Annotated in this window: 17 protein-coding genes and 1 pseudogene (1 of these 18 running past the window's edge); 15 read left to right on the top strand and 3 right to left on the bottom strand. The window is 39.0% G+C overall.

The annotated features are described in order from the left end of the window. The 10 genes and pseudogenes from D9T12_RS09615 to D9T12_RS09570 form a co-directional block, all read left to right on the top strand. Nucleotides 1-1057, top strand: the 3' portion of a protein-coding gene (locus D9T12_RS09615; RefSeq protein ID WP_130537973.1) for an ExeA family protein. The gene continues 395 nt to the left of window position 1, outside the view; the window shows 1057 of its 1452 coding nt (coding positions 396-1452); its start codon lies beyond the left edge, outside the window; its stop codon occupies nucleotides 1055-1057. Then, nucleotides 1054-2274: a hypothetical protein gene (locus D9T12_RS09610; protein WP_130537972.1), complete on the top strand. Its 1221-nt coding sequence runs from the start codon at nucleotides 1054-1056 to the stop codon at nucleotides 2272-2274. The genes D9T12_RS09615 and D9T12_RS09610 overlap by 4 nt, the downstream gene beginning before the upstream one ends. A 47-nt stretch (nucleotides 2275-2321) precedes the next feature. Beyond that, nucleotides 2322-2843 (top strand): annotated as a pseudogene (locus D9T12_RS09605) (type II secretion system protein GspD); the annotation flags it as partial. Next, on the top strand, nucleotides 2840-4882 hold the full coding sequence (locus D9T12_RS09600) for a tetratricopeptide repeat protein (RefSeq protein WP_130537970.1): 2043 nt from the start codon (nucleotides 2840-2842) through the stop codon (nucleotides 4880-4882). The pseudogene D9T12_RS09605 and the gene D9T12_RS09600, both read left to right, overlap by 4 nt. After that, complete coding sequence (locus D9T12_RS09595) at nucleotides 4882-6567, top strand: GspE/PulE family protein (RefSeq protein ID WP_130537969.1); 1686 nt, start codon at nucleotides 4882-4884, stop codon at nucleotides 6565-6567. Before D9T12_RS09600 ends, D9T12_RS09595 begins: the two co-directional genes overlap by 1 nt. Nucleotides 6568-6577: 10 nt before the next feature. Further along, nucleotides 6578-7783 (top strand): type II secretion system F family protein, encoded by a 1206-nt coding sequence (locus D9T12_RS09590; RefSeq protein ID WP_130537968.1) that lies wholly within the window; start codon nucleotides 6578-6580, stop codon nucleotides 7781-7783. A gap of 50 nt (nucleotides 7784-7833) precedes the next feature. Next, nucleotides 7834-9411, top strand: coding sequence for a hypothetical protein (locus tag D9T12_RS09585; protein ID WP_130537967.1), 1578 nt, complete (start codon nucleotides 7834-7836; stop codon nucleotides 9409-9411). Beyond that, nucleotides 9395-10051, top strand: coding sequence for a hypothetical protein (locus tag D9T12_RS09580; protein WP_130537966.1), 657 nt, complete (start codon nucleotides 9395-9397; stop codon nucleotides 10049-10051). Before D9T12_RS09585 ends, D9T12_RS09580 begins: the two co-directional genes overlap by 17 nt. 56 nt (nucleotides 10052-10107) lie before the next feature. Next, nucleotides 10108-10764, top strand: coding sequence for a hypothetical protein (locus D9T12_RS09575; RefSeq protein WP_130537965.1), 657 nt, complete (start codon nucleotides 10108-10110; stop codon nucleotides 10762-10764). Between the two features lie 9 nt (nucleotides 10765-10773). After that, a complete protein-coding gene (locus D9T12_RS09570; protein WP_130537964.1) occupies nucleotides 10774-12261 on the top strand; it encodes a DNA recombination protein RmuC in 1488 nt (495 codons plus the stop codon). A gap of 45 nt (nucleotides 12262-12306) precedes the next feature. Here the strand turns inward: D9T12_RS09570 and D9T12_RS09565 are convergent, their stop codons facing one another. Further along, nucleotides 12307-12765, bottom strand: coding sequence for a GNAT family N-acetyltransferase (locus tag D9T12_RS09565; RefSeq protein ID WP_130537963.1), 459 nt, complete (start codon nucleotides 12763-12765; stop codon nucleotides 12307-12309). Nucleotides 12766-12826: 61 nt separating this feature from the next. On the opposite strand from D9T12_RS09565, the gene D9T12_RS09560 reads away from it, so the two are divergent. Next, complete coding sequence (locus tag D9T12_RS09560; protein WP_130537962.1) at nucleotides 12827-13603, top strand: tRNA-uridine aminocarboxypropyltransferase; 777 nt, start codon at nucleotides 12827-12829, stop codon at nucleotides 13601-13603. Here D9T12_RS09560 and epmB read toward each other — a convergent pair. Further along, nucleotides 13560-14585: an EF-P beta-lysylation protein EpmB gene (gene epmB, locus D9T12_RS09555; RefSeq protein WP_130537961.1), complete on the bottom strand. Its 1026-nt coding sequence runs from the start codon at nucleotides 14583-14585 to the stop codon at nucleotides 13560-13562. The genes D9T12_RS09560 and epmB overlap by 44 nt on opposite strands. 101 nt (nucleotides 14586-14686) lie before the next feature. On the opposite strand from epmB, the gene efp reads away from it, so the two are divergent. Both efp and epmA read left to right on the top strand, forming a co-directional pair. Further along, nucleotides 14687-15253, top strand: a complete 567-nt coding sequence (gene efp, locus D9T12_RS09550) for an elongation factor P (protein WP_130537960.1) — start codon at nucleotides 14687-14689, stop codon at nucleotides 15251-15253. Between the two features lie 9 nt (nucleotides 15254-15262). Beyond that, nucleotides 15263-16240, top strand: a complete 978-nt coding sequence (gene epmA, locus D9T12_RS09545; protein WP_130537959.1) for an EF-P lysine aminoacylase EpmA — start codon at nucleotides 15263-15265, stop codon at nucleotides 16238-16240. A 396-nt stretch (nucleotides 16241-16636) separates the two neighbouring features. On the opposite strand, the gene hslO is transcribed toward epmA, so the two are convergent. Next, nucleotides 16637-17524 carry an Hsp33 family molecular chaperone HslO gene (gene hslO / locus D9T12_RS09540; RefSeq protein WP_130537958.1) on the bottom strand — a complete coding sequence of 296 codons (888 nt, stop codon included), beginning with the start codon at nucleotides 17522-17524 and terminating at the stop codon, nucleotides 16637-16639. Nucleotides 17525-17703: 179 nt separating this feature from the next. Here hslO and D9T12_RS09535 point away from each other — a divergent pair, with 179 nt between their 5' ends. Then, nucleotides 17704-18258, top strand: a complete 555-nt coding sequence (locus D9T12_RS09535) for a TnsA endonuclease C-terminal domain-containing protein (protein ID WP_130537957.1) — start codon at nucleotides 17704-17706, stop codon at nucleotides 18256-18258. Next, on the top strand, nucleotides 18251-18757 hold the full coding sequence (locus D9T12_RS09530; RefSeq protein WP_130537956.1) for a COG3415 family protein: 507 nt from the start codon (nucleotides 18251-18253) through the stop codon (nucleotides 18755-18757). The genes D9T12_RS09535 and D9T12_RS09530 overlap by 8 nt, the downstream gene beginning before the upstream one ends. Nucleotide 18758: the final 1 nt, after the last annotated feature.

Raw genomic sequence — 18758 nt, 5'->3', positions numbered from 1 at the left:
ACAATCAATACCTATAGATACTTTGGAAGAGTTGCGATTGCTCAGTAATTTAGAAACAAATGAAGATAAGTTGCTACAGATTGTTTTATTTGGTCAACCCGAACTAGATACAGCATTAAAAAAACCGGAAATTCGTCAACTTGCTAGCCGAATTACATACAGTATTAATTTGCCGAAATTTAAACCAACAGAAGTTATGTCCTATTTGAATTATCGGTTGAGAGCTGTTGGGTATAGAGGATTAGATATTTTTGACCTAAAAATGGCAAAAGAGATTTATAAGGTAACGGATGGCTTGCCTAGAGGGATCAATGAAGTTGCTGATAAGTTATTAATGGCAATGTTTAGTCAAGGTGATACAAAAGCAACTAGAAAACACTTAAAGGCGTTGCAGCTACGACCGGTGTTTTTTTCTCGGAAAAAAGCGCCGTATTTTATTTCTATATCTATTGTTTTAATTTTAGTTTCAGCTTTTGTTTTTAATAGCTTGAATTTGAAATACTCTGACGAGTTAGGTGTTGAAATGATCAACCCTAGTGCATCAAAACTTCAGCAAGAACGTGAAGCTTCTCCTATTTTAACTCGAACTTTAAAGCAAGAAAGTTTGAAAGAAATCGCAGAGCCTACAATTATTGAACATAGTATTGATGAAAGAAAAGAAGTTAAACCGCTAGTCACCGAGATTATTGATACAGGCTCGTTTGAAAAAAATCTTGTTTTGAGTCACTTAAAAGCAATAGAAATTTTTAACAGTATCCCTGATGAATATAATGTAATTCAGCTAGCTACGGTTACTTCTGATGCTGTACAAGATCAACTTCAGGCTTTCGATTCAGATTCAACAGTTGCAGGTCGGTACATTTTACTTGTAGAGACTCTGCCCGCTAAGAAGGCATATCGCGTTAAGTTTTTTCTAAAATCTTTCGGAAATTATAGTATGTTATCTAAAGAGTTGAAACAGTTGTCAGTAAGCGTTAAGAGTTCAAACCCTTATATTTTGTCAGTTAAAGGTTTGAGAGCTAGGGCTGAAGAAATTAGCCTAGAAGATTTAAAATGAGTCAGGTATTTAAAATGAATGTAAGTCGTAATCTAAGAAAAGGCATTCTCAGCGTCATAGCTTGTTTTGGCTTGATTGGTTTAGTTGGATGTGAAACATCCGTAGTAAAACGCGATCCGATTGCACCAGCGGTCGCTGATGAATTTACGCCGGCCGGTCATATTTTATTGAAACCCAACGTCGAAGAAGTTACCGGTATTGAGTCCAAAATACCGCAGATTACTGCCTACCAGCCAGCAAAAATCCCTAATATTAATTTTAATGAAAATGAAATTTATTCCATCACTGCGATAAATGTCCCTGTAAATGATTTACTGTTTAAGTTAGCTCAGGATGCCAATAAAGAGATTGATATTTATGCAGGTGTTGAAGGTAATGTGACGATTAATGCAATCAATCAACCCTTAGACGAAATTTTGGCTCGGATTTCAAATCAACTTAACTTTATTTATGAGGTTTCTAGGAACACAATTATCATTCGTCCGGATTTTCCAGAATGGCGAAATTATGAGGTTGATTATGTCAATATAAATAAAACCAGTGAAGATCGGATTGATATGAAAATGAGTGTCTCTTCAAACACTGGTGGAACAACAACTAGAAGTGGGACTGTAGGAAGTTCATCTCAGGTGGTTGTAAAATCTGAACATAATTTTTGGCAAAGACTAGAAGATAATGTCAGCCGTTTAGCACAACTTGACCCTTATACAACAAGTCCTATGGTTACAGAAGGACAAGAGGGAAGAGGAATAGAATCAAGCCAAAATGTAGTCGTTAACCCTGAAACAGGCTCAATTTCAGTCTACACTTCCAAGAAAAAACATGATGCCGTTAAAGATTATATTGAAACAATAACTGCTCGTGCTCAGCGCCAAGTCATGATTGAAGCGACGGTGGTTGAAGTTGAATTGAATGATAATTATCAAGCTGGAATTGATTGGTCATTTGCCAATGCGAATTTGTTTGGTCAAAATGGTGGTCTAGCGTTAAATTTTCCATTTCAAAATGTTAATTCTGATGGTGGATTATCAATTACTACTCTAGATCCAACTGGTGCAGTTGGACCTTTTAGAACAGGTTCAGCAAATATTTTAGCTAATTTAGAGTTCCTTCAAGAGTTTGGGGATTCAAAAGTTTTGTCTAGTCCAAAAATTATGGCAGTGAATAACCAGGCTGCTTTATTGAAGGTTGTTGAAAATATTTTACCGTTGAAGTAAACACAACGACTGGTGATCAAACGAGTCAGACGACTTATGAAACAGAGGTAAATACTGTACCAGTAGGTTTTACGATGAGTGTAACGCCTTTTGTGAGTGATGATGGTGAGGTGACACTAAATATTCGACCAACTATTTCTCGGCTTGTCAGTTCGGTGGAGGATCCTAATCCTGCACTTGCGGCAGCGGGTGTTCAAAGTTTAATACCTGTCATTCAGGAAAAAGAAATGTCTTCGGTTCTTAAGCTTAGAGATCGCCAAACAGCCATTATTGGCGGCTTGATTGAAGATAAGAACTCAAATAATCGTTCAGGTGTACCAGGGTTTAGTGAAATACCTTTTTTCGGAGATATTTTTTCTAAGCGTGGTGACAATGCTAAGAAAAGTGAATTAGTGATTTTTATTCGACCTGTTATTGTGAAAAACCCTGATATTGATGCCGGTGATTTAAAAAGTGTCGCGAAGTTTTTGAAAACCCAACCACTTCCAAAAAAAGAACCTAAGAAAATCAACATGAAAGAAGTTATTCCTGTTGAATCAGTCGATATTTTTGAGGAATTTCCAGAGTGAGCGTTCTGTTAGAAGCTTTAAAAAAAGCTGCTGAGGAAAAAAAGAAAAAAGGCAGTGATGGTGATTCGTCAATGAATGTTGGCAAAGAATCCATTGAAAGTGAATTAAATAAGAATTCAGAGAATTCTTTAGGGTTTTCTTTAAGCTCGGAAAGTTCAACGGAATCTTCTGAAAAGGGTTCATTGTTAGAATCCGAAAACGAGGAAAAGCCTCGTCTGGAAGACGATAACACCGATTCTCTAATATTAAAACTGAAGCCTAAAGAATCTGAGGTTGAACATTCTGATTTGCTAGACATTGATGAGGAAGAGTCAACTCTTCCAACGCCTCCGTCTGTTACATTAAAAGCAACAGAAGTTGAGCTAGATTCTGATTTTGATTCTAAGCGTACACCTGAAGAAATTGAGGAATTTATTTCACCTAGTTTCTTAAAGGATGATAGAGCACCCACGCCAGAACCAACCAAACAAAAACCGGCATTGCAAATTAGTGAAAATGATGAGGATTTACTTGCAGAAGCGACAGCTTCTTTTGATGAAGAAGTTCTCTCAGTTCCTGATTCAAAGCTTTCATCTAATGAAATTAAGATCGATGAACCCGTCGAGCAACCGAGTCCTCCAAATACCGCATCTCTAGACACGACGATAGCTACAGAACCTTTCTCAGATGCAGTTGAGAAATTGCCAGAAAGTAATTTAGAACGAAAGGAAGATGTTGAAGATAGTTACAAATGGAGTATGAATGACCTCCCTGGTTATGAAGATATTGAGAGTTCTCAGAAAGTACTTCAACCTGAGATCGATTCAAGCACTATGGATCAAAGTGCAATTGACGAACAATCTTTAGCTAAAAATCCAGTTTTAACGAAAGGTGAAAATCGACGGCTTAATTTAGTGTCAAAGAAAAGAGCCACACTCAATCCAAAATTTCTAATTTATGTAGGTGTTTTAGGGCTTTTTATTGGGTTGTTTTTTTATGCAATTCTCTATTATCAAGATCAGAGCCAAGCATTAGAAGACTCTTTCAAAAAATATCAAATTACGCGTATTGAGCCTAGTGCAGCTTTATTGGCTAAAACCCAAAAGACTTTACCGGCCGGTGACCAAAGTGTCGAACCAAAACAAAACATATCCGCTAGTAATAAGGTAAAAACAATTTCTGAGAACGAACGGATTGTGGAAAGTTCTGTTGATTCAGCAAACGCTACTCTCTCTGATAAGCCTAAAGTTAATACTTTGGATGCCACAAATGATTTAGATTCTAAAGAGGAAGCGACAGTAGATTCGGCCAATAAAACCGATTCAGTTCTTGCTGTAAATGATGAGAAGCCTGTTTCTTCCAGAAATAATGTTCAAATGCTTGAAAAATCAAGTCTGAATAAAACTGAAAAAGCGCTGAAGGCTGAGCCAGCAAAACCGGCAATAATTCAGAAAACTAAAGGGCTTTCACCAGAAAAACTAAAACTTAAAGCAGCTTATAAAGCTTACCAGCAGAAAAAGTGGGCTTTGTCTGAGCTTTTCTTTAGAGAAGTCGTTGCACTAAACTCAGAGCATACCAATGCGCAGCTTGGTTTGGCAGGTAGTTTGCTGAATCAGCAGAAGTTTAAAGAATCTCTTGATGTTTATTACCAAGTGTTAGATTCTTCTCCCAACAATCTTTATGCAATTGAAGGAATTGCTTCAATTATGCAGCAGTTCCCAAGCCAGAACACTCGGTGGCAAGATACTCTTAGTCAAGTTCTGAAAGACTACCCTGATTCAGCTCTTCTAAAGAGTGCGATGGGGAATATCTTTGCACAGCAGAATAATTGGCAAGAAGCTCAAAATTATTATTTTGACGCATTAGCTCTGGAGCCAACTAATGCTATGTATAACTATAATTTGGCAATAAGTTTAGATTACTTAAAACAATATGCCGCAGCCATTGAATACTACACAAAAGCTTTATTGTATAAAACGAATCAGACGAATTTTGATGAAGTGGTTATAAAAACTCGATTAGCTGCTCTAAAACTCTTTATGGAAAAAGGGGATTATTAGTGGATTATCCTGAAAGACTCGGTGAGAGGCTGATTCGACAAGGGTATATCAATCAAGACCAATTAAATATTGCACTAACAGAACATAAGAGAAGTGGACAAAAGCTGGGTGAAACCCTTGTTGCTCTGGGATTTGTTAGTGTAGAAGTTATCCGTGAAGTGGTTGGAGCTTATGTAGGTTATACCTCCATGAGCTTAAAAGATGTTGTTCCCGATCCTAGAGCGATAGCGCTGGTCTCTGAAACCTTTGCACACAATTATTTAGTGATGCCAATCAGTTTGTCTGGTAATACTTTGAAAGTGGGTATGTCAAACCCAGGTGATATCTTATTACTAGATAAGTTGAAAAGACACTTACAGGGCGCTGAAATTCGAATTGAGCCGGTATTGGTCGTAGAAAATGAAATTCAAAATGCGATTGATAATTATTATGGCTATGAGCTTTCGATTGAGGGAATCTTAAAAGAACTTGAAACGGGACAAGCGGACTTAAGCACTATTTCTGCAGGGAATGAATATTCCCAGCCAATGGTTCGATTAGTGGATAACCTTTTGACAGATGCTGTAAAGCGAAATGCTTCGGATATTCACTTTGAACCTGAAGAAGACTATATTCGAATCCGATATCGTATTGATGGGGTTCTGCAGCAGATCCGGTTATTGCATAAGATGTTCTGGTCGGGCTTAGTGGTTCGTTTGAAAGTTATGTCTGATTTGGATTTAACTGAACAACGAATTCCGCAAGATGGACGAATGACATTGATTGTTCAAGGTCGTCGAATAGATTTTCGTGTGTCATCGCTTCCTGGGACGCATGGGGAAAATTTTGTACTCCGTATTCTTGACCGTGAAAAAGGGATTGTTCCTCTTGATGATTTGGGGCTGGCCAAAAAAGCTTACGATGACTTGAAATTAATGATTGCTCGTCCAACAGGGATTTTGTTAGTCACGGGGCCAACAGGTTCCGGTAAAACAACGACTCTCTATTCAATCTTAAATGAATTGAATGATATTGGTGTAAACATCATGACGCTAGAAGACCCTGTTGAGTACCCAATGTCAATGATTCGCCAAACACCTGTCAATGAAGAGATCGGTATGGGGTTTGCAGCGGGTATTCGAGCCTTGTTGCGACAAGATCCAGATATTATTTTGATTGGTGAGATTCGTGACGGTGAAACAGCTGAGATGGCGATTCGAGCTGCAATGACTGGTCACCAAGTATTTGCTACTTTGCATACCAATTCTGCGATTGGTGCCATACCACGTTTGCTCGATATTGGTGTGTCTCGTTCAATCCTGTCTGGAAATATTATTGGCATCGTTGCCCAGCGTTTGGTCAGAAAACTCTGCAAGTATTGTAAACAGCCTTATGAAGCTGAAGAAATTGAAAAAAAGTTGATGGGAGTTCCTGCAAATGATCCCCTCACGCTTTGTACTGCAGTTGGATGTGAACATTGCAATGATACGGGCTATAAAGGCCGTCTTGGTTTGTTAGAAACGTTGCGATTTAATAGTGAGATGGATGCCTTGTTATTGGATGGTGCTAGTCAGACAGCCTTGCTAGAAGTGGCATATAAAAATGGTTTTATCAATATGTCTCAGGCAGGTATTAACTGGGTGAAAGCTGGTGAGACAACGCTTGATGAAATCAGTCGTGTGGTTGACTTGACTGAATTGATTTAAAGGAAGTCTAATGGAAAACTTTCAATACACAGGCATCAACAAACTCGGCAAACGTGTTTCAGGTGTTATGCCTGCAAACAATGAGCAGGAACTTGAACAAAAACTCCGTAATAATGGAGTTGATCTGTTAACTGCTAAGCAAAAAACAAAAGGCTTTAGCTTTAGTTCGGCGAATAAAATTAGTCGTAAAGATATTATTTCAGTGACTTTTCAGATTGAACAGTTGATGAGAGCTGGCGTTCCTCTTATGGAAATATTGGATGATTTAAAAGATTCATTCGAGAGTGATGCCGTTAAGCAGATGCTAGCGTCGATATATGAATCTATGGAAGGAGGGAACACTTTTTCAAGTTCTTTAAAAGAGTATGAAAAGGACTTTGGCGAAGTGTATATTTCTCTAGTGTCGGTGGGTGAGCAGACCGGTAACTTAGAAGATATTCTTCTTGATTTGGCTAATATGCTCAAATGGGAAGATGAACTGGTTTCAAAAGCAAAAAAAGTAATGATTTATCCTGCAATTGTCGCAATTGTGGTTATTTCTGTCGTGATTTTGATGATGTTGTTTGTGGTCCCTGAGTTATTAGGTTTTATTACCTCTATGGGCGGAGAGCTAGGGTTTGCAACGACCTCTTTGATTTGGACCTCGGATTTTATTCAGACATATATTTTAGAGCTAATCATCACTCCGTTTATTTTTGTATTTATCCTTAAATGGTGGCGAAAACAGTCGCCGGAATTCCGAGTTAAGTCCGATGAAAAAGCATTAAAAATCCCAATTATCGGTGAGGTGCTATACAAGTTGAAACTCGCGCGGGTCGCAAACTCTCTCGCTGTTATGTACTCTTCAGGTGTAAGCTTTCCAGAAGCCTTAAGAATGGCGAGTGTAACAGCTGGCAATAAATACCTCGAAGGGAACATACTACGTTCTGTTGATATGATTGAACAAGGAAAGCCGATATTTGAATCGTTTGAAGAAGCAGATGTTTTCCCCTCAATGGCTGTGCGAATGGTTAAGGTTGGTGAGTTAAGTGGGGGGATGGATACAGCGCTTAAAAATGTCAGCTATTTTTATGATAGAGAGGCCAAAGAACTCATTGAGAAAATAGAGCCGACAATTGAGCCATTGTTGACAGTCATCATGGGCTTTATTGTGGGTTGGATTATGATTGCAGTTCTCGGACCGATTTACGATACGATTGCTCAGGTTCAGTTATGATTCAACTCCAATGCTTTAAATACGACACCATTGCTCAGGTACCATAAATCATGCGTTATGCTCTGTATATTACCGATACTCAACTAAAAATCTATCCTGAGAAAATTTCAGACGAGATGCCTGTGCAAATTTTTGGTTGGAGGCCAGATAAAGCACTAATTGATCAATTTATTTTCCAGTTATCTGAAAAAGATGAAGTTTTCATTATTCTAGATTTAATTGATGAAGAATTAAATTTTGAATGGAGTCCTAAAGTTTTGCCTTGGGAAAAGGCACCTCTCTTAAAACGTCGCATGGAACGTGCCCATGCGGACAATAACGCATTAGTTGAAATCCGGGCGAACCAAGCGAGTCGAAGTAATAAAGAAGGGCGTAAGGAAGAGTTATTATTGACTGCAACGGTGGCAGATGGATTTAACCTTACCAACTGGTTGGCAAAGCTTGAATCCGCAAATGTGCTATTGCAAGCAATTTACTCAAAACCTTTCTTAATGAAACATTTCTTTGAAACAAATGCTTCGAAGCTTGATATCTCAGGTAAGTTTTCAAAATTTCCTTTGTTAATTACCAGTCGACAAAGTGAACATCATTATCGGCAAACATTTGTATTTGAGGGTAATTTACGATTAAGCCGTCTAGTAGAGCTTGATAGCAGTTTGCATAGTTTTGATGAAATCCAAGATGCGCTTTTAAACGAGACGCGAATGGCTGTAAGCTATGTTTATAACCAAAAAATCTTGCCTTTCAAAGCACCGTTTGCAATGTTGTTTCTTGATTCAGATGCAGGTGTGATTAATGAGCTTCAAGATATCGCTTTAAGACGACAACTCATATCATCGGAATGGCAAAATGATGAATACTTTTTTGCAACTGCGTTGTTTAGTGATTTAATTCGATCAAAAGGACATTGTTCTAAGCACCTAGAGACCCAGTCTTGCTACTCCGAGCAAGCTATGGTTGACTACGTTTTTAGTGAAACCCCAAAAGGGTTTTATCAAACAGGTTATACCAAGAAAATTCAAAATATCTTTTTGGGGCGAAAGCTCTTTGTTTCGACCAATGTCTTATTGGCATTGGGTTTAGTGGGTTATCTGTTAATTAATAGTGTTGATTCGTATCTAAAGTGGCAAGAGCTCGGTATGCTTGATGAAAGAATCACAGCCCATCAGACTGAGAAAAAGCGCCTTGAATCTCTGGTGCAACTTAAAGATGATGCTCAAACCATTAAATCATCAGTTGAGTTTTCCGAATCTATTTTGAAACTAAAGCTGGGTCGCTTGGTTGGATTTGATATTCAGTCGTTAAGTGAAACGTTAGTCAAACATAATAATATTCAAATTTCAGACATTAAATGGAGCAATAAAGAGCGCTTTGATAGCAAAACGCATGAAATCAGTTTCAATGGATGGGTATTTCCTTTCTATGGTACATACAAAAAGCCCGTTGAATGGGTTGATAACCTTGTCAGCGATCTTGAAAAAGTTTCAGGTGTTCAAAGTGTCCAGCTAACAAAAGAACCGTTGAACCGGAATCTAAATCAAGCGGTGACAATCAATACGGACGAAGGCAAAGTACCGGCACTGGCTTTCAGCATTACCTTGAGGATGAAAGATGGCGAATCTAAATAGTATTACTCAAGATCCTCTATTAAAACGTTTTTTTCTTTGGTCGATTGTCTTCTTTATTTTGCTTGGAGGTGCCATTGGTGGCGCTTGGTATGGTTTTGAAGAAATGAATAAAGAACTTGCCATACAAAAGGCTCCAAAAGTTAAAAAGCTGAATGAATTACAAAGTCAGGTTAAGTTTCTACAAAAACAACTCAAGCTTTATGAGCAGTATGGTGCGAAATATGAGGAATTAATTGCAAAAGGTCTCGTTAAAAAACAAGATCGTGTTTTTTGGACCGACAAGCTAATTGGTTTTAAACAAACACTTGTTATGCCGGAGTTCACCTTTAACTTCATGCCGGAAAAACCTTTGACAAGCGGGTTATTCCAAAAATTAAAAGTGCCCAATAAACTCTTCTATTTTAGCCGGATAAAGTTCACAATGAATATGCAACATGAAGAAGATGTATTGCGGTTAATGGAGTTGTTGAATGCAAAAGTGTCGCCAATTTATTTGCTGGAATCCTGCGAGCTAAACTTAAAGGATGAAGATCACAAGGTTCAAGCGAATTTTAATTTAACCGAAGGCAATGTCAGTGCTGTTTGTACGATTGTTGCATTCCATACGCATATTGTTATTGGTCAAGGATCTGAGAAATAACCTTGTTGGAATTCTTACGATATGACGGCAACATAAATAAAGTATTTGAGAAAGTTATGAATAAACGAATAACAAAATTTGCCTTAATTTTGTCGATAGTTGGAGTTTGGCCGGCTATGAGTTTAGCGGCTGACTCTTCTTCTCAAGATAACTCAGCAGCTGTTGAAGAGAAATCTCAGAAAAAAGTAGATTCAAAAAAAGATGCGAAAAAAAATGATGAATCCTTACCACCATTAAACCTCAAAACGGTTTTGCTGAACAAGCCGACGCGTGAAAAAATTGATGCGCAGAGAGCTGATTATTTAAACCCTAAACCAGAAAAGCAAAAAGAAGCGATTGAACCGATTAAGAAAAAAACAGGTGATAAAAAAGCTAAGAAAAAACCGATTGTATTGCCTTATAAGTTATCGGTCACAGCGGTGATTAAGAAGCCAGATGGTTCCGCTTTAGTTCGAATTAATGATCAATACAATCAAACTAAATCCAAATATATTTCTATTGATGAGTCGAGAACAGGGCCAAATGGAGCCGTTCTAAAGATTTTAAGAAAAACACAAACAGTTCCTGTTGGGCAAACATTGTTTCCTCGCCAGATGAAAATGGTGGAGAACTACAAAATCGAACAACAAGAAAAGAAAAAAGCATTGCCGAAAACCAAGGATAAGGTTACCGAAGACACCTTAAAACAGGTTCAAATTATTACTGGAGAATAGAGTTAATCTATGGAAATTATTTTTCAAACACTCATACCAGCATTTGCTGGTATTTTTTTGGTCGCAGTATTGTACTTATGGAAAAAATTACAGCAAAGTCGCAGACAACTGGTTCAGGCTGAACAAGAATTAGACAGTTTGAGTAATTTGCAAATTACGCATTCTCATTTAATTTCCCGTTTTGATGAAACTCAAACTTTAGTCAATTCACAATCAGAAAAGCTTCAAGAATTTTATGTATTGCAAGGCCAATTTGATGAAATTCACGCTCAGTTAAAGAAATACGAAGCTGACATTTTGGCATCTACTCAAGAAAAAAATGAGCTTCAGAGAAAGTTAACTGAAACAAAGCAGTTAACAGCAGAATTGCAAGAACGCCTAACGCAAGAAAGCAGGCAATCTCAGGAAAAAATCACTTTGCTTGAAAATGCAAAACAGCAGTTAACACAAGAGTTTAAGCTACTTGCGAATCAAGTTTTTGATGAAAAACAAAAACAATTTACCCAGAATTCAAAAGATTCTCTTGAGTCATTGTTAAAACCTATGAACCAATCCCTTGAGCAGTTTCGTTCTCGCTTGGAAACAACTCATAAAGAGGATATAGAAGGTCGCGCGTCTCTGAAAGAACAACTCAAGCAGTTGCAGACATTGAATTCGCAAATGTCGATTGAAACTCAAAATCTGACTCAGGCATTGAAAGGTGAGAGCAAAATGCAAGGTAATTGGGGGGAGTTGATTTTACAGAGGCTTCTTGAACGCTCTGGTTTACGTGAAGGGCAGGAGTTTGATCGAGAGAAAAGTTTTACCTCTGAAGAAGGAAAGCGCCTGCGTCCTGATGTGATTTTGAATCTTCCTGATAACAAGCATATCGTTATTGACTCGAAGGTTTCACTCACCGATTACGAACGTGCATTAAATGCACCTTCGGATGAGGCACGCTTGAAAGCCACCAAAGCACATTTACAAAGTCTAAAAAGCCATATTTCGACTTTGGCGGCCAAGCGCTATGAACACCTGAATCAATTGAATGCTCCAGATTTTGTTTTGATGTTTGTTCCAATTGAAGCTGCTTATTTAATGGCGATTGAAGAAAATAGCCATATTTTTGAAGATGCCTTTGATCAGCGTGTTGCAGTGGTGACGCCAACAACGTTGTTTACAACTTTAAAAACCATTGAACAACTTTGGCGATATGAGCGCCAGAGCGAAAACACCGTAAAATTGATCCAACGGGCTGCAGATGTTCATGACAAATTTGTGGGGTTTGTGGCTAATTTTGAAAAGGTTGGCACGCAGATTACTCAAGCGAACAATGCATATAACGATGCATTCAAACAACTCTCTACCGGCCGGGGTAATTTAGTTCGACAAGCTCAGATGCTCAAAGAGCTGGCGGGGAAAACCAAAAAAGAGTTACCGGAACATCTGGTCAGTGAACAAGAATTGGATAAAAAATCATCCAAAAACGCACTGGAAGACGCATCAGAAATAGGATGATGTGCATTAAGAAAAGAAAGTAAAAAAGCCTGATTAGCAAAGCTCTCAGACTAGGTTTTTTTGCAATAAAATCCAATTTTTACCGTCATTTTTCGCTTTAACCCAATGTTTTTTGAGTGTTTCAGGGATTTGTTGACAATCTACCGGCCGGTAATTTAAGCGTTTATAAAAATCTTCTAAATGAGCCAGAGCAAACAAAGTAATTGAAATATTCTGGGTTGATACGGTTTGCAAAAGATTTGGAATTTGCTGCATTAATCCATGAGCGTAACCTTGTTGACGGTAATCAGGTGCGATAAATAGGCCTCTAAGCCAATAGTGTTCATTTGGTTGAATCATAATGAGGCGAACCCAGCCAATCAGTTTTGAGTTTAGGAATAGTACGCCACCAAGGTCATGTTGATTTGGCAGGCTCTGTTTATGTTGTTTACAAAAGTGTTTCAACTGGAATTGTTCCATTTGGGATAATTCATTCAGTTGTTTGACTTGTAAGTCTGTATTCAAAAGAGCTCCGATCGCTTTTAAACTAACCGAATGGTTGATTCGTTAATTCAAATAAATATCTATGATTAATTCTAGCAAAAGAACAGAATGTCCCAAGTGTATGCGAGCCCAGAAAGCTTGCATTTGTGACTGCATTGTATCAATTTTACCTGCGGTGGAAATTGGCATTCTGCAGCACCCAAGTGAGCAAAAACAGAGCAAAGGCACAGCAAGGCTAGCCGCCTTATCAGTAAAAAATGCCAAGTTGTGGGTCGGCGAGTTAGTGACTAATGCGGTGTTGTCAGTCAGTCATGGTCAAGTTGTGGAAACGCCTGTCATGTCAAAAGATAGCTTGGCTCAATGGATTTCACAAAAAACGACTTTATTACTCTATCCAGAAACGGATGAAGTGTTAGATACGACAGTGTTAGATTCTAATTTAAGCGATTCTGGAATCATGCAAAATTCTTTTCAAGGAATGCCCGTAAACAAACAGTTACCGGCCGGTAAAGTTTGTAAAGTTTCAGAAATCAACCAGTTGAATGGTGATTTTCAGGTGTTGGTACTCGATGGTACATGGCGAAAAACACATAAGATGCTTATGCTAAACCCAATACTTCAAGTTTTGCCGAGAATAGCGATATTTCCAACTAAAGCTTCTTCGTATCACATTCGAAAGCAGAAAAACAATCAGTCTTTAGCGACCATTGAAGCGATTGCGGAGCTGATACAAATGCTTGAGCCAGAAGCTAGCAATGCTGAGAGATTGCACACCGCCTTTGACAAAATGCAGCAGTTTTTACTGAGTTTAAGGGCTAAATCCCATTCTCATCAGCAAGTTCGTAAAGAGGAGTCTTAAAGGGCTCTCCTGCGACTTCTTGAACGAGTTTTGGCACTAAATAACCTGGTAAGCGCTCACGAAGCGCTTGGTGTAAAATCAATGCATCCTGATCCGCAACTTGAAAATGTGCAGCACCTTGAACTTTATCCAATTGATGCAGGTAGTAGGGCATGACTGATTGAGCAAATAAGGCATGACTGAGTTTTTCAAGCACGTCGACCGAATCATTGATTGATCGCAGTAGAACTGTTTGATTTAAAAGATGAAGTCCTGCCTGTTGATAGCGCTTAAAAAGCTCATGAGTTTGTGTGCTTAATTCATTGGAGTGATTACAGTGCACCACCAGAACAATATTGAGAGCGGTCGTTTTTGCCCATTCCAACCATTCCTTCTGAGCGGCATCTGTTGGCGAGACCACGGGCGTTCGGCTGTGAATTCGTAAAGTTTTGACGTGTTGAATGGACTCAATTTTTTGAGATAACTTGAGTAAAACGTTTTCTGATAGGCTCATCGGGTCCCCACCACTCAAAATCACTTCGTGAATGCTGTCGTCTGCTTGTATATATTCAATGGCTTGATGCCAAGCACGATTGTTACTTTGATTTTCATAAGGAAAATGGCGTCTGAAACAGTAGCGACAATGAATGTCACACTTTGGACTCGCAATCAATAATACTCGGCCATAGTATTTGTGGATAAGACTAGGTAAAGGGTTTTTGTCCAAATCGCCAACTGGGTCTTTTTTATAGTGCTCGTTTGTTTCTAATTCTTGGTTGACGGGCAAAATTTGTCGAAGCAAAGGGTCAGTAGGGTTCTTAAGCTGAATTTGTTTGGCAAAATGTTTAGGGACTTTCAGGGGGAATTCCGACAAATGGCAATCGTTTTCCAATTCGGGTAACTGAATTTCAGCCAGTAAATGGTGTAATTGCTTTGCTTGCTTTTTTTGCGAGGAATTTAAGAGATCGAATGAGATGCTTGAGACTTTGGCGTTAGAACGCATAATTTACCGGCCGGTTGAGTTTTACAAACCAAGAATTTTAAACCGAATCTGTTTTAGGGTAAAATGCCGTGCAATTTAATTAAGAGTATCTGGAAAGCGTTATGGCAACAGTAAGCACCAACGAATTCAAAAACGGCTTAAAATTCTTAATGGACGGACAGCCATGTACCATTACTGACAATACGATTGTTCAACCTGGTAAAGGTCAAGCATTTAACCGCGTGAAATATCGTAATTTGATTACCGGTCGAGTGTTAGAAAAAACATTTAAATCGGGTGAAAAAGTTGAAGCAGCAGATGTTATGGATACTGAACTACAGTACCTTTATAACGATGGCGAGTTTTGGCATTTTATGGATGCAGAGTCCTTTGAACAGTATCAAGCTTCTGAAGCTGCTGTAGCGGATATTAGTAAATTCCTAGTTGAGCAAGATATGTGTGTGGTGACTCTTTGGAATGGTGACCCGATTTCTGTCACGCCGCCAAAGCAAGTGACTCTGGAAGTTGTTGATACGGATCCTGGTTTGAAAGGTGATACGGCTGGAACTGGCGGTAAACCAGCAACGCTATCGACAGGTGCTGTCGTACAAGTTCCTCTATTTGTTCAAATCGGTGAGATGGTCATCGTCAACACTGAAAAAGGTGAGTACGTTTCTCGCGCTAAATAAGTTGTTCAAATGTTGATGACAAAGTTTGAAAGACTGAAAAAACGCTCGCAGTTCTTGCATGATCTGCGGGCGTTTTTTTATGAACGAGCGGTGATTGAAGTGGATACTCCGATATTGTCCCAAGCTGCTACTCCTGATCTACATTTGCGTTCTTTACGAACGACTCTTCAGATTCCTGGTGAGGGCTTAAAAGACTATTACCTTCATACATCACCAGAATATCCAATGAAACGGCTGCTATGTGATGGTGTGGAAGATTGTTTCTACTTGGGAAAGGTGTTCCGTGATTCGGATTTGAGTCCTCGTCATCAAATAGAATTTTCAATGTTGGAGTGGTATCGACTGGGTTTTGATTTACAACAACTGATTGATGAAGTGGTCGCTCTGATACAAGCAAGACTTTCTGGTTCTGAGACTCTTTGTGATGATGTTGAGCAACTAACTTATCGTGAAACGTTCACAAAATACGCTCAAATTGACGATATCTTTAGTGCAACTGCGGCGAATTGTCGGGAAGTACTTTTAATTCATAAAGTTCCAGAGATTGTGGGTGTTGAGTTAGATGATAAGGTTTTGTGGGAACAGCTGGTTCTGACAGAAGTCATAGAACCACAGCTAGGAAAATCAGGGATTTGTGTGATTAATGATTTTCCAGCCAGAGATGCAGCTTTAGCCCGAGTTTCAACTGACAACCCGCAGTGTGCTCAGCGATTTGAAGTTTTCGTCAAAGGTATGGAACTGGCCAATGGTTATTATGAATTGGCTGATGCTAATGAGTATCGCCAGCGTTTTGAAGCCTCTCTTGCTATGCGCAAAGAACAGGGGTTGCCACCAGTTGTTCTGGATGAAAATTTACTCGCTGATTTGGAGCAAAAAGGGTTGCCCGATTGTTCAGGCGTGGCTTTAGGTGTTGACCGTTTATTCGCCTTACAGCAGGGCTTAGAGGATATTTCAGAAGGGATTGCATTTGGAATTAAAGACGCTTGAATTAACCAAGCGCTTTTAAATTTAATTACAAGAGAGCTTTGCACCCTTTCGGGTATAAACACGAGATAATAAATAATCAAAATTGGCTAAAATCCTGCCGAGCTTTGTTATACCCCAAGGGTACTTCCGTTGGGCGGCATCTTGCGAATAGCCAGCTATTCCCTGCACTTTTTGCCTAGATCAACCGAATTTTTTCTCAATTTATGCTTTATCTCTTACACGTGCAAAACTCTCTAGAAATCAAATCATTTGCTACCGGCCGGTAATATTTTTTTACCATTCATTAGCTAAATTCAGAACTTTTACACTATCAAACCTCTGATTGAATCTGATAAATTTGGCTAAGCCCCTATGGGCGTGACTTCAATAGGATTCAAGCAGAGGTTCCCCTTATGACTACTGAATAGAGTCGTTGGTATTTTTGGATTCTTGTCCAGCAAAAAGCTCATCCACAGCAGCTTTGTCGTAGCGTGCGTGAAAATTGCACATCTCATTGTGAATGACAATTTCTCCTTGCTCTTCAAGAATTTTTCGGACTTCTTCCTCTCCCAAGCTTTTTAACATGGCATCAATTTTTGATGAGTCTTGAGGACAATGATATTCAATCTCGCGAGCTTCAAACAGCTCAACAGTTTCTTCGTGGTAAAGTCGATGTAGCAGTTCTTCGCAACCCAAGGAGGTTAACTCATCGTCACTGATTGTTGAGGTTAAATGTTCAATACGATTCCATGCATCGTCATCTGAACTTACCTGTGTTTCGGCAGTTTCAGGCATTTTTTGCAGAATTAACCCGCCGGCAGAGTTTTCATTTGCCGCAAGGAAAACACGTGTTTGAAGCTGTTCTGACTGTTGGAAGAAAATTTCAAAACATTCTGCGACCGTTTCAGCATCGCGACTCACATAGCTTTGGAAGTGATGATTGGTTTGAGAGTTTTCTAGGGTTGCAAGGATTTGCCCATTGCCGAGTAATTCAGATAGTGTTGTTTCATCGGTAATCGTTTGCGAGGTTTTGGCAACACCTTTTATGAGTAAGTTGTCCATCACTTCAACGACAAGCAGGTTCACAGGGCCAGAGCCTTGGATTTGAAGAGTAATGCGACCTTTATGTTTAAGCCCATTTGCCATAATAATGGCGACTAAACTCAATTCGCCTAACAGCTTTGAAATGACATCAGGGTAATGGCGCTCATGAGTCATGGATTGCCAACTGTCTGTCAGTTGAACGAATTGGCCGCGAATGCCATGGTCTTTAAATAAAAAACGTTGAATGCTGTTATTTGCCATTTTGTTCAAACTCTTCTCTAAAGTTGGTTAAATTGAATTTTTGCTTTTATGACTTCCATAATTAATTTGTACTGGAAGTGCTCATTTTTATCTTTTTCTACAAAATAATTTTGTACTGAACTACAATCGAATTAGCAAGGTAACTTCTATACAAAATTAAACTGTACTGGATGCATAATATGCCTGTCAGACGCATCCCGAAAAGCTATCGTAATGTCACCGGAATTTACGCTTCCAGCAAGTCGATTGATTCGGCTATGTTTGAATCCACTCTGGAGCGCGATTTTATCACACTTCTTGAATTCGATTCCCATGTGCTGGAGTTTGAAGTTCAGCCTGTAAAGATAGAGTGGACGGATCAAAACGGTAAGCACCGCCGCTATTTTCCGGATGTCATTTTTAAGCGTAAAACCAAGCAGCAAGGTTGGAAGTTTAAGATTATGACAGAAGTGGAAGTTCGTACAGTATTGCAGAAAAACGCAAAATTCCTTCAGCCATTTATTCGGCGAGGTGCGGATAGAGAAGGTGATATGAATCTGCTCGATAATAAACTCCGCGAACTGAAAAGTTCAACGCTGGCTCAATTATTGAGTGAATTAGTGCAAAGTGATTGGGATAAGGCTGCCTTGTTGCCGACTCTGTGGTATTTGGTTGGCACTCGCCAAATGATATGCGATTTGGAGAGCAGTCCGTTGAATATGAACACGCCGATTTTAAGGTTTGGATATGGGTAATAACGGTTTGCTTCAACTTGAAATCGGCGAAAGCGTGGTTTATCAAAACGAACGCTATTTTATCCGCCAAGTGAATAGTATAAATACAGTAGTTCTCATTTATGCTGAAACAGGCGCAATTAAAGAGGTTTCCATCTCTGAGGTTTCAGTATCTAAATTTGAAGAACCGAAAAAGACAGATGATTTGCAAAGAATTTCCGATGATTCTTGGAACCAAGCCATGGAAAGGTTTGATATTGTTCAACCATTACTGGTTGCAGGACGAACTCGTAAAATGGTGGAAGCTAGAGCCAAAGAATTCGGGATATCGACAAATACTCTATACGGCTGGATAAAGCGTTTTCAAGAAACCGGCAAAGTGACTGATTTACTTAGAGAAGATCGAACCGACAAAGGCGAACCTCGATTAGCGCCGGAGATTAAAGAAATTGTCGAAACGGCTATCCAAAATGAATACAAAACTCAACAGAAAAAGTCGGTTGCTAAGGTTTGTCGTTAAG

The sequence above is a fragment of the Thiomicrorhabdus indica genome, from assembly GCF_004293625.1.
GTDB lineage: Bacteria > Pseudomonadota > Gammaproteobacteria > Thiomicrospirales > Thiomicrospiraceae > Thiomicrorhabdus > Thiomicrorhabdus indica.
Note: the sequence above shows the minus strand (reverse complement) of the source record. Positions and strands in the feature narration are given on the sequence as shown.